The 11110-nt window shown below is 68.0% G+C and carries 11 protein-coding genes; 5 read left to right on the top strand and 6 right to left on the bottom strand.

What is annotated here, in order from left to right:
• Window positions 1-138: 138 nt before the first annotated feature.
• Entirely contained in the window at window positions 139-843 is a 705-nt protein-coding gene (locus BM199_RS19105; RefSeq protein WP_245788459.1) for a M23 family metallopeptidase, read from the top strand.
• Between the two features lie 37 nt (window positions 844-880).
• Here BM199_RS19105 and BM199_RS19110 read toward each other — a convergent pair whose 3' ends face one another.
• Window positions 881-4186 carry an ATP-binding protein gene (locus tag BM199_RS19110; protein ID WP_091674621.1) on the bottom strand — a complete coding sequence of 1102 codons (3306 nt, stop codon included), beginning with the start codon at window positions 4184-4186 and terminating at the stop codon, window positions 881-883.
• A gap of 137 nt (window positions 4187-4323) precedes the next feature.
• Between BM199_RS19110 and BM199_RS19115 the strand changes: the two genes are divergently transcribed.
• Window positions 4324-5202 carry an alpha/beta fold hydrolase gene (locus tag BM199_RS19115; RefSeq protein WP_091674622.1) on the top strand — a complete coding sequence of 293 codons (879 nt, stop codon included), beginning with the start codon at window positions 4324-4326 and terminating at the stop codon, window positions 5200-5202.
• 34 nt (window positions 5203-5236) lie between these two features.
• Here BM199_RS19115 and BM199_RS33915 read toward each other — a convergent pair whose 3' ends face one another.
• Window positions 5237-5401: a hypothetical protein gene (locus BM199_RS33915; protein WP_177242689.1), complete on the bottom strand. Its 165-nt coding sequence runs from the start codon at window positions 5399-5401 to the stop codon at window positions 5237-5239.
• A 17-nt stretch (window positions 5402-5418) separates the two neighbouring features.
• Here BM199_RS33915 and BM199_RS19120 point away from each other — a divergent pair, with 17 nt between their 5' ends.
• Window positions 5419-6072: a hypothetical protein gene (locus tag BM199_RS19120; RefSeq protein WP_091674623.1), complete on the top strand. Its 654-nt coding sequence runs from the start codon at window positions 5419-5421 to the stop codon at window positions 6070-6072.
• 36 nt (window positions 6073-6108) lie between these two features.
• On the opposite strand, the gene BM199_RS19125 is transcribed toward BM199_RS19120, so the two are convergent.
• The gene (locus tag BM199_RS19125) at window positions 6109-6765 is read right to left on the bottom strand and encodes a C39 family peptidase (RefSeq protein WP_091674624.1); all 657 of its coding nucleotides are present in this window, start codon (window positions 6763-6765) and stop codon (window positions 6109-6111) included.
• Window positions 6766-7040: 275 nt separating this feature from the next.
• Between BM199_RS19125 and BM199_RS19130 the strand changes: the two genes are divergently transcribed.
• Window positions 7041-8006 carry a LuxR C-terminal-related transcriptional regulator gene (locus BM199_RS19130; protein WP_091674625.1) on the top strand — a complete coding sequence of 322 codons (966 nt, stop codon included), beginning with the start codon at window positions 7041-7043 and terminating at the stop codon, window positions 8004-8006.
• 622 nt (window positions 8007-8628) lie between these two features.
• On the opposite strand, the gene BM199_RS19135 is transcribed toward BM199_RS19130, so the two are convergent.
• Genes BM199_RS19135 through BM199_RS19145 form a run of 3 tightly spaced genes read right to left on the bottom strand, consistent with a single transcriptional unit; the run spans window position 8629 to window position 10372 of the window.
• Window positions 8629-9123: an SRPBCC family protein gene (locus tag BM199_RS19135; RefSeq protein ID WP_091674626.1), complete on the bottom strand. Its 495-nt coding sequence runs from the start codon at window positions 9121-9123 to the stop codon at window positions 8629-8631.
• A 2-nt stretch (window positions 9124-9125) separates the two neighbouring features.
• Complete coding sequence (locus BM199_RS19140) at window positions 9126-9437, bottom strand: ArsR/SmtB family transcription factor (RefSeq protein ID WP_091674627.1); 312 nt, start codon at window positions 9435-9437, stop codon at window positions 9126-9128.
• A 59-nt stretch (window positions 9438-9496) separates the two neighbouring features.
• The gene (locus tag BM199_RS19145; RefSeq protein ID WP_091674628.1) at window positions 9497-10372 is read right to left on the bottom strand and encodes an esterase/lipase family protein; all 876 of its coding nucleotides are present in this window, start codon (window positions 10370-10372) and stop codon (window positions 9497-9499) included.
• Window positions 10373-10519: 147 nt separating this feature from the next.
• Here BM199_RS19145 and BM199_RS19150 point away from each other — a divergent pair, with 147 nt between their 5' ends.
• Window positions 10520-11110: a TetR/AcrR family transcriptional regulator gene (locus BM199_RS19150; protein WP_091674629.1), complete on the top strand. Its 591-nt coding sequence runs from the start codon at window positions 10520-10522 to the stop codon at window positions 11108-11110.

Raw genomic sequence — 11110 nt, forward strand, 5'->3', positions numbered from 1 at the left:
ATAGTTCGCGGAGGCCTTGCCCGAGCATTACCCAGCAGAGTTACACGGCTGTGATTGCTCACGTCATTTTTATGGAGTTACTACATGGGTGCACGTCACCTGCTCACTCTGGGAGTACCGGCAACACTGCTCACAACGTTGTCGATCATCGCTGTACCAGCCAGTACGTCCGCACCCGCCGCGCCTCAGGACCATCGCGCGCAAACCGAAGTCAGCGAGATCAATTCCGCGCATCCGTACCTGACACTGGCGAACCTGCAGAAGGAACTCGCGAGCGAGAAACGGAAGCAGGAAGAGGCGGCGAAGGCGAAAGCAGAAGCTGCGGCTGAGAAAGCTGAGGAAGCTGAAAGGGCTAAGAAGGCCAAGGAGGCCGAGAAGGCTGACGAAGCCAGAGAAGCCAAGAAGGCCGCCGAGGCGGAGAAGCAGGAAAACGACAGCGCGGCCCGGAAAGAGGCCACCGCCGAAGTAGTCCAGCCGACCACCGGAACCCTGACTTCGCAATTCGGAATGCGGGGCGGCAGTCCGCACAACGGAATCGACATCGCCAACAGCATCGGCACGCCCATCCTGTCCGCGATGGACGGAAAGGTGATCGACTCCGGTGCGGCGAGCGGCTTCGGCATGTGGGTGCGGGTGCAGCACGCACGTGGGCTCGTCACCGTTTACGGGCACGTCAACGAGTCCATGGTTTCCGTCGGCGAGCAGGTCTCCGCCGGTGAGCAGATCGCCACTGTGGGAAACCGTGGCCAGTCCACTGGCCCACACCTGCACTTCGAGGTGCAGCAGAGCGGCAGCAAGACAGACCCACTGTCCTGGCTGCAGCGCCACGGGGTCTCGATCTGAGGACTGTCCGGCTGGCTCGGGCGCGAGACGTGCCGAGTCAGCTCGAACCGGAGTGTTGCCCACCGAGGTGACGTAGTGCGTCGCGGGCCGCCGCGGACCACTGCGGTGACTGCGACCTGTCCGCGATCGAGCGCGCATTCCGGAAGTGTTCGGCGGCGTGACGAGGTCGTCCGAGTGCGCTGGACAGCCGGCCGAGGTGAAATGCCGTAGGTCCGAGGCTGAACAGCCCACTGCCCGCTCCGGCGAGTTCGTCAGCCGCGGGGAGCAGCTCGGCGTACAGGCGTTCCATCCTCGGACGGTCGCCTGCCTGGATCGCAGCGGCGGCGTGCAGGCACAGACGTGCCTCGAGTAGCAGGTCCCGTGGCGAGTCGGGCATGGCGTTCAGCGCCGTGAGCGCCTGATCGCGATCGCCCTGCGCGAATAGAGCCAGCGGACGGGCCCAGCTCTCGTACGGGCCCCAGTCGTCGTCCATGCTGGTCGTCATCCCGGTCGGGGCTCTGATCCCGAGCAGTGCGAGCGGGAGGATCCCTTCGGCCAGTCCGGACATTCCGGTGCCGGCGAGCCGGGATGCGCTCGTGCGATACGCACGCCGGGCCTCGTCCGCCTGGCCGGTGACGGCGAGCCGGAGCGCGGCGTACCAGTCGGTGAAGACGCCGACGAGGGGCAGTTCGTAGCGTTCGGCGAGCAGGTCGGCCGCGGCGGCGTGGCGATCGGCTGCCTCGAGATCGGCGAGTGCGGCGCGGGCCTGTACGAGGATCAGGTGCCCGAGCACCTCGAACGTCACCAGTCGGTCGTGGCGACCCGCCAGGTCGAGCAGTTCCGCACCGAGCCGAGCGCGTCGCGGGGCGAGTCCGGTCCGGTGGAACGTGTGCATGTAGCGCCCGTTGAGCGCGAATGCCAGCAGTGTGGGGTCCCCGAGACGGCGAGCGATCTCCTCCGCTGTCCGCGCCGCCTGGTCACCCCGCGGGCTTGAGTCCCCGCGCCGCTCCATCGCGATGGTGATCAGCAGTCGGGCGCGTTCGGCGTCGTGTCCTGTGGGCAGAGTGGTGAGCGCGCGTTCGGCCGCCGCAACGAGGCGGGCGGACAGCACCTCGTCGTCATTGGCCGTCCAGATCGCCGGGACGTCGAACGCCCCGATCACGCCCGCGGTCAGCACCGGATCACCGAGTGCCTCCGCTGCGGTGATCGCTTCGGCACGGTGTCGCCGTGCCTGTCCGAGGTCCCCGGTCACGGCCAGCGCGCGGACCATGCCCACGGCCGCGACAAGACGCTCCCTGCCGTTGCTGCTTCCCGCGCGATCCAGCGCCGCGACCGTCTCCCGCCACAACCGCGCGGCGTCGTGCGGGGCGAACCGCTGCTCCGCCCGTTCGGCGGCGGCACGCGTGTAGTGCGCGGTACGGGTCGCATCGGCCCTGCCCTCCGCGCGAAGGTTGTGCTCGGCGATGGCCTCCACGTCCCCTGGCCGTACCTTTTCGAGGATCTCGGCAATCGTGGCGTGCCAGCGCGTGCGGCGAGCACGTGGAACTTCGCGGTAAAGCGTCTCGTACACCAGCGCGTGCGCGAACGTGAGCCTGTCCGCGTTCTGCTCGACCAGGAAACCCGCGAGCAGGGCGGCTTCGATGGAGTCCAGGACAGGATCCTCGGCACCGGCGAGGGCGATCAGCACATCGAGGTCGACCTCCTCGCCGATCACCGCGGCCTGGCGCAGATGTGTTCGCGCCGCTTGGGCGAGCCCGGCAAGGCGCTGCCGGATGACGTCACGCACCCCGTGGGGCACCGCGAGCAGCGCTGCCTCACCCTCTGCCTCCCAGAGCCGGACCAGCTCGCGCACGAAGAACGGGTTTCCTCCGCTGCGCCTGTGGATCGTCCGCGCGTCGGCTGTGGTGATCTCGCGGCCGGTGACCCCGTGGACCAGTTCCTGAACCTGCGATTCGGCCAGGCCGCTCAGGTAGATCCGCGTGGGTTCGGCGCGGGCGGCCCGCCCGAGAGCCTCAGCCAGTGCGGGCGAGATCTCGGTGGACCGGTACGTGGCGACGATCAGCACCCGGCCGGCGCCGCTGTCGGTGGCCAGCGCGGTCAGCAGGGCGAGCGTCTCCTCGTCCGCCCAGTGCAGGTCGTCGAAGACCAGCAGGACTGGCCCCTTCGCGGAGACTGTGGCCACGGCCGAGGCGATCGCGTTGTGCCGGTGGAAACGCGCCGAGACGGGATCGTCCGTACTGGCACCTTGGACAGGGTCGCCCGCGGCCTCGGGCAGATGTCCCGCCGAGACCAGACTCGCCCGTATCCGCGTCCACGGCCAGGCTCCCGGCGCGCCGCGCAGTTCCGGGTTGGAACCCCACGCCGTTGTCCAGCCGTCGGATTCCAGGAGGCGGGTCAGCGCACGGGCCAGTGCGGTCTTGCCCGCGCCCGCGGCCCCGGACAGCAAGGCGAGCCGTGGCATCCCGGCGGATCCGACAGCGACGGCCGCGCTCCGCAGTTCGTCGAGTTCCGGACCGCGCCCGACGAACGGATGCTCGGCCGACCGGGTCCGTCCGACCTGCGCGGTCCGCGTGTTCGGCAGCTCCACAGCGGACCTGGAGGCCAGGTGCGGGGCTTGGGCAAGGATGTCCGCCTCCAGCCGTCGCAGGTTCTCGCCGGGGTCCACACCGAGGTCGTCGCGCAGGACCGAACGAGCCCGGCGGAGCGTACTCAGCGCGTCGCCCTGCCGCCCGGTCTGGTAAAGCGCCAGCGCCAGCAGCCGCCATCCGTCCTCGCGCAGCGGATGAGCGGTCACATGAGCCTGAAGATCAGGCACCGACTCCGCCGCCTGCCCGAGCGTCAACGCGGCCTGCGCGCGGCGTTCGACGGCCAGCAGGCGCAACTCGTCGAGCCTGGTCGCCGCCCCCCGTGCCCAGTCCTCGTCGGCGAACTCCGCGAACGCCGGCCCTCGCCACAACCCGAGCGCCTCGTCGAGCAGGATGCGGGCTTCCTCGGCTCTGTCACCGGACAGCAGGCGAGCGGACTCGACAACGTCGTTCTCGAAGCGCCAGGCGTCCACGCCTGTCTGCTCGGCCCGCAACGCGTAGCCGGGTGACACCGTCACCAGCAGCCGGGCGGGCGCGCGTGGCGGGCGGTCCGGTTCGAGGGCCTTGCGCAGGGCGCCGACGAAGGTCTGGAGGGCGCCGAGCGCACCCTGTGGCGGTGTCTCCCAGAGATCGTCTATCAGCCGGGTGACCGGCACGACCCGACCCCTGGCGACCAGCAGCCGGGCCAGGACGGCCTGATGCCGAGGACCCCTGAGGTCGACCGGCCCGTGCTCGTTCTCGACCTCCAACGGGCCCAGTACCCGAAACCGTGCGGTCACGCCGACAACCTATCGCCGTCCACTCGAAACCTCCGGCTCAACCCGGTCGCTGATCGCGTGCTGATCGTGTGCTGATCGGTCGTGCCGAGGATGTGCGAGGTACGACCGGAGCACACACCCCAGGAGCGCGAACCGACATGACACCCAAGATTCCCGCATTCGTCCAGCGACGTGTCACCGTCGACGACGGTGTCGAACTCAATGTCGCGGTGGGCGGCTCTGGCAGCGCCATCGTGCTGCTGCACGGGTTCCCCCAGACCCAGCTGATGTGGCGGCACGTCGCCGCCGACCTTGCCGCCGACCACACCGTCATCTGTCCGGATCTCCGCGGCTACGGCGAGAGCGACAAGCCCGCCGCAACAGGACGGCACACCTACTCGAAGCGCACCATGGCCGCGGACGTCGTGGCTCTCGCCGCCGCACTCGGCCACGACCGGTTCGCACTCGCCGGCCACGACCGAGGGGCTCTGGTGGCCATCCGCGCCGGACTCGATCACCCCGAAACAGTCACACACCTGGCTGCCCTCGATGTCCTGCCGACCCTCGACATGTGGGACGTGCTGCACGGGAGGTCCGCCGCGGTCGGCTTCCACCTCTACCTCATGGCGCAGCCGCCCGGGCTGCCAGAAGCCATGATCAGCGGCTCGGCGGACGAGTTCTTCGGGCACTTCCTCGACATCTGGTCCACCGATCCGAACGCCATCCCTGCCGACGTCCGCGCGACGTATCTGCGCGCGTCCCGCGAGGCGATTCCCTCCATCGTCGCCGACTACCGGGCCTCGGCCACCGTCGACGTCGAGCACGACGAGGCGGACCACGCCGCCGGAAACCAGCTGCGGATGCCGGTGGCCGTACTGCAGCAGGACTGGGGCGCGGCACTCGGGTTCGACGCCGCGGCCCGGTGGCGGGCTTGGGCACCGGGCCTGGCCCACAGGACCGTGTCCTGCGGTCACTTCATGGCGGAGGAAAGCCCTGCCGAGGTTGTCGAAGCCCTCCGGGAACTGCTCGCGAGGTAGCGCACCTCTGCCTCGACCGCCGGGCCGGGGTGGCCTACTCCGCAGGGCGTTCGGTCGCCTCCCGGACCCTGGAGTGCAGGCGTTCGCGAATCTCGTCCGGGGTGTAGGCACGTCGCCGGCGCTCGCCCCTGGCTATCACGGCCCCGGTGGCAGCGACGCCGACGACCCCGGCCAGACCGACAATCTTCCACCAGCGCATGTCCCTAGAGTATCGCCATGGGCGACACCTGGATCGGACTCGACGAGGCCACCGACCTCACCCGCACCGGGGACGTGTGGATCTTCCGGGGCCGGTCCGCCGCCGACAGGGCGATCCAAACGCTGACCAACAGCCCGGTCAACCATGTCGGGATGTCGGTCGTACTCGAGGATCTGCCACCGCTGATGTGGCATGCGGAGCTCGGCCGGTCGTTGAAGGACCTGTGGTCCGGCACCTACCAGCGGGGCGCGCAGTTGCACGACCTGCACGACGCCGTGCTCACATGGACGCAGAAGTACGGGCAACGCGCCTGGCTGCGCCAGTTGGACCACACTGTCACCCGGGACATGGAGGACGACGTGCTCCGCACCGTGGCTCGGTTGGACGGCACACCGTTTCCGTCCACGGCGCGGCTTGCCGGGCGGTGGCTGCGCGGAAGGGTCCCGGCGAAACAGCGCGCGAGTGACCTGGAAACGGCATTCTGCGCCGAGATCGTCGCGGTCACCTACGCGGCGATGGGGCTGCTGCCGGGCGGCACGCGGCCGCAGTGGTACGACCCGGGCCGCTTCTGGAGCGGTGACGACCTGCAACTGCTGCACGGTGCCAGCCTCTCCCCCGAGATCGCCGTGCGGGTTCCGCCTGTTCTCCGGGGTCCCGGAAGCGGCAAGTGAGGCTGCCCGGCGGGTTCGCCGGGCAGCCTCGACCGATCAGGCGCTGTAGCCCTTCGGTGGGATGAGCGAGGCCAACTGGTCGAAGGTCAGCCAGTAGAACTGGTTACCACTGAACGAAGCCGGATCTGCGATGAGCACGGTGCGATTGACGTCGTCGTAGCCGATGACCGTGAAGTAGTGGTAAATCGTCTGGTTGGGCGGGTATCCGGGTGGCTGGTTGCCCGGAGGCGCGACGATGTTGGCCACGATCGGGTAGCCGTTGTTGATGTCGAGGACGATGTCGCGCCACAGCAGATCCTTCTGCGCCTGCGTGGGCGGATCGTTCGGCATCTCCTTGGTCTCGTACCAGCCCACATAGCCGCCGAGCACACGAGTGACCTGCCCGATCCAGTCGGTTCCGCCGACATGGGTTCCCAGTTCCGCGGCGAGATCCGCCTGGCTGCGGTACACGCCCCTGGCGGACAACGCGATCCTGGTCGCGGCCGGCCCGCACCAGTAGCCGGTTTCCTGCACCTGGTAATCGACCTGCAGGATCCGCTGCCCCTGCACCGCGGCAGGAGCCTGTGCCGTGATCGAGGATGCGGGCACGGTGAGCGGTGCCGCCGCGGCGGCCGTGGTGGCGGTCATGGTGGCGGTCATGGTGGCGGTGACAGCGAGAGCGGCGAGCGGAACGGCAAGTGAGCGTCGGCGCATGAGTGTCCTCCGGATCGGCTGAAGGCGAACCTGGTGGGCACAGCGGGAGGACTTCCACCTGATGTGAATTCCTCACTGAGTGCCCTCTGTTATCGGTTATTCACTGCTGTCCGATGCTGTCAAAGCCGCTGCCCGGTCCGCCAGGGCTGCCGCTGGCGCACCTGGGACATAGCGCACGTGCGCCAGAACCCGACTATCGGCGCGTTGACCTGCTGGAACGAGGGTTCTAGGCTCGCCGGATCAGCCCAGCGGCGCCAGGTGACGGAGAGGCTCTCGTGCTGGACGCGCTCGACCCGGACAGCGATCACGGGCGGGTCTACCGAGCACTCACCATCCGCGGGCGACGTCGTTCCGATCAGCTCGTGCGCCACACCGGCCTGCCGCTTGCGGCGGTAGCGACCGCCCTTGCCGCGCTTGCCGAGGCCGACGCCGTTCTGCTGGTGGACGAGAAGGAAGACCTGTGGGAAGCGAGGCCTCCGCATCAGGTGATGTTCACGGTGCTGCGACTCGAGGAAGCTCGGCGAGCCGGTCTCTGGCAGGCGGGCGAGGAACTCGACCGGCTGTACTACCTCGCGCAACGGGACGCCACCTACTCCCGTGATGTGGAGCCCATCGACCATCCGCTGGACCTGATCGCCCTGACCCGCCAGCTGCAGGAACAGGCGGCGGAGCAGATTCGCTGGCTGGACCGGCCGCCGTACTACAGCCGTCCTCGGCATTTCGAGGCGCAGGAGGAACTGCAGAGCCGTCGCCTGGCCGACGGTCTCCGCTACCGGACCGTGTACCACCAGGCTGTGTACGACGATCCGGACCTGTTCGCCGGAATGACCAGGATGATCGACCAGGGTGAGTCCGCCCGCGTACTCGCCGATCTGCCGGTGAAGCTGACCATCGGTGACGACTACCGGGCGCTGCTCGTGCCCGAGCCGGACCGAGCCGGGGTCGACGGGGCCATGCTCGTCCACGCCTCCGGCCTGCTCAACGCCCTCGCCGGAGTGTTCGAAACACTGTGGACACTCGGCGTGCCGATGTCGGCGACCGCGGACCGCGAGGAGTTGTCCGAACAGGACAGAATCGTCATCACGCTGATGGCAGCCGGAGTCACCGACGAGGCCATCGCGCGCCGCCTGCAGTTGTCCCGGCGGACCGTCGTGCGCCGTATCACCGCGCTGCTCGACCGGCTCGGCGCCACGACCCGATTCCAGGCCGGGGTGCAGGCCGCGAACCGCGGCTGGCTGTGACAACCGAGGCCGGGCAGCCATGCGAGAGAACGAGGAGGTGGTACCCGTGAACGTATCGACTTGGGCGCTCCCCTCCGGGATCACGGTCGGGCGGTAGGTCCTCCGGGAGCGCCGTTCGCGAGCACCCCCGAAAGGCACGACCATGCGGTTCAGTTCCGAACAGGAACATTGCACGCCAATATGCGCAGGCACACCGGCGTCCAGTCCGACTCCACACAACAACAGGTGGTGCGCCGGTAGGGCACTCTCGGTGGCCCGCAACAAGTCCCAGCATCCGCCCGTACTGCCGACGGAACACCTTTTCGGACTCAAGCAGCCCACCAAGCAGCCCATTAAGCAGGGAGCTGCCACGCCGGAATCACCCGCTCGCCAACATCCACACCACCGACGCTACTCGAACACCAGTTCTACCAACTCCGCTGTCGGCAAACGGTCGCTTCGACCCGACGAACGGCACGACGCAAGCAGCTTCTCCCGCACGCCAAGCACTTTCCCGGAAAAGTGTCGTGAGTGGACTAGCACTTTCCCGGGAAAGTGCGGTTGGGGGTTAGTTGGCGACAGGAATGATCTTGCTTGGTGGTACTTGCAGACGCACCATCCCTGACGGGGACTGCTGCGAGACTCAGTTTGCCTTTTCCTTTGCCTTTGCCACGTCCGCGAACCGCTGGAGGTAGAGCGGCCAGCCTTGATCAGCGGCCACACCGTCGCGCCCGCTCTGCCACCCGTCGCCGTGGCGGTCGAGGTGCCGGTGCTCCAGTTCGACCCGAGTCCGGCCCGACCCCACTGCCACGAAGCGCACCTCGACCTCACTACACCGGTCGGGGTCCGTCTCGATCTGCCAACGGGGTGTGATGTCCCAGCTGATGACGAACCGGTGCGGCGGCTCGAAGGTGAGCACCCGCGCCCAGCGGCACACCGATCCGTCCTCGCCGCGGTCGTAAACGGCGCCGCCTGCGCGGGTTTCGAAGACGGTCTCAGCGATCGGCACGGTCAGCATGTTGTGCTCGCGTGGTTTGATCAGGTCGAACTGTTCGGTGAAGACGGCGAAGGCTCGCTCGACCGGAACGGCGACCTCGATCTCGCGCCGTACGGATGTCTCGGTAGATGTGGTCGTCATTGCTACTCCGTTTCCTGTTCCGCGATCTGCTTGAAGTTGACCAGCGCCTTGCCCCAGAACTCATCCAGTTCCTCGCGCAGTGCCAGCAGGCCTTCGGGATCGACCTGGTAGATGCGGCGGGTGCCCTCCGACCGGACCTGCACCAGGCGTGCCTGCTTGAGGAGCCGCAGATGCTGGGAGACCGCGGGGCGACTGATCGGCAGACCGTCCGCGATCTCGGTCACCGATTGGGGTCGCTCGGCGAGAAGCTTGAAGATGCGCCGCCGACTTGGATCGCCGAGCGCGGCCCAGGCATCGATAACGTAAGTGGACACGAACGTAAGCTACTGCTTACCATCGATCGGGTCAAGACCCGCGCTGATTCGCGCCAGGTTCAGTTGCGACTGAGAGCCTTCTGGGTGATGTCGAAGACGGTCGGCGAGAAAGCCATCGTGATGTGCCCCGGGGTCGCCCTCGGGTTGACGTCCTGCACCGAGATGTTGTCCGCGCCGTCGAGGTAACTGGTCTCGATCGGCGTGACGAGCACGTCGTACTTGCTGGTGAGCACCGTGTAGCGCACGTCGCCGACCGTCTCGTCCGGCGAGTTGAGTTCCTCGATGAACGGCGAGCCGGTGACCAACTGGGTGCACACCTCGCAGACCGTGGGCAGCAGCACCTCGTCGAATCCGGGGATCTGCTTCGCCAGTTGGTAGAGCCCGGACAGGGAGGTGCCGTGGTTGGGCGGCGCCCAGGCCACGAAGTTGTGCACCTTGTTCGCGCCATCCAGGTTCTTGAGGTAGTAGCGGGGCATGATCCCGCCCTCGGAATGCCCGACGATGTTTACTGTGGATGAGCGAGTTGCCGCAAGCACCTTGCTCACGAACATCGACAGCTGCTCGGCCGAGTACTCGATCGGCTTGAACCCGCCGACGAGGTCGACGATCGGCAGCCTGATCGCACCGTATGTGATGGTGAAGACGCAGTAGCCGTTGACCTTGAGATACGGGGAGAACGCACTCCAGTGACCAGCGGACGGCGCACTGAAGCCGTGCAACAGGACCACTGGGCGCGGATGCTCGGTCGTGGGTTTGCAGGACCAGTCGTTCGCCCCGAGTGGCGCGGGATTCTCCTGCGCGGGCGGCACGCCGGTGCGCGCCTCCTGGACGGCGGGCGCGCCGGCCGATTCGGCGGCCGCGGCGGGAACGGCCACGACCGGGACGGCGGCGAACAGCACCAACAGCGATGACAGGTATCGGAGACGGGTACGCACGGAAGCTTCTCCTTGGAACGGACGGCCGCCTGTCGGCTCGCGAGAAACCGGACGCTACTGCGGAGTAGGAACACTTTTCAAGAAGTTCTTCCAAGAATCTCCGCAATCTTGACGCCGCGCCCACGCGGGCCAGCTACCGTGAGCCCTATGCCGCGTTCGCTGAGTCCTCGCACCCGTCACCAGCCCAAACGAGACGCCCTGCTGGAGGCCGCCGTGGAGGTCATCGCCGAATTCGGGGTGGCGGGCACCACGCATCGCGCGGTCACCGAGCGCGCGGGGGTGCCGCTGGCCACTGTCAGCTACTACTTCTCCTCGATCGGCGAGTTGATCGAGGAGGCGCTGCGCCGGTTCGCCGAGCAACGCGCCGAGAGCCTTGCCCCTCCTCGGCGGCCGGAGGGCGCCGAGGAGCCCACGCCGGCCGCAGTGGCCGCATGGGCGACCGACAGGTTCATGGACGTGCCCGAAGCGACCCGGCTGGCGTGGTTCGAGATGGTCATCAGCTCCGTACGCCATCCGGAGCTGGCTGAGCCCAAGCATGTCGCGCTGGGCAGCTACGAACGCGCGGCGCAGGCCGCCATCAGCGCGCTCGGGGAGCCGGAGGACACCGACCGCGCCCGCGCGTTCATGGCGCTGGCCCTCGGATTCAGCCTCCTTCGGCTGGCCGATCCGCGCGAGTCCGACGCGGCCAACCTTCGCGATTCACTGCAGCACCTTTTCCACGGCAGGCAGGATTCTTGA

It is taken from the genome of Amycolatopsis marina, assembly GCF_900111885.1.
In the GTDB taxonomy this organism is placed as follows: Bacteria; Actinomycetota; Actinomycetes; order Mycobacteriales; family Pseudonocardiaceae; genus Amycolatopsis; species Amycolatopsis marina.

Coding starts and splice junctions, on each gene's coding strand:
- BM199_RS19115 (WP_091674622.1), top strand. CDS start 4,324: ATGACACCCAAGATTCCCGCATTCGTCCAGCGACGTGTCACCGTCGAC.
- BM199_RS33915 (WP_177242689.1), bottom strand. CDS start 5,401: ATGCGCTGGTGGAAGATTGTCGGTCTGGCCGGGGTCGTCGGCGTCGCT.
- BM199_RS19120 (WP_091674623.1), top strand. CDS start 5,419: ATGGGCGACACCTGGATCGGACTCGACGAGGCCACCGACCTCACCCGC.
- BM199_RS19125 (WP_091674624.1), bottom strand. CDS start 6,765: ATGCGCCGACGCTCACTTGCCGTTCCGCTCGCCGCTCTCGCTGTCACC.
- BM199_RS19135 (WP_091674626.1), bottom strand. CDS start 9,123: ATGACGACCACATCTACCGAGACATCCGTACGGCGCGAGATCGAGGTC.
- BM199_RS19150 (WP_091674629.1), top strand. CDS start 10,520: ATGCCGCGTTCGCTGAGTCCTCGCACCCGTCACCAGCCCAAACGAGAC.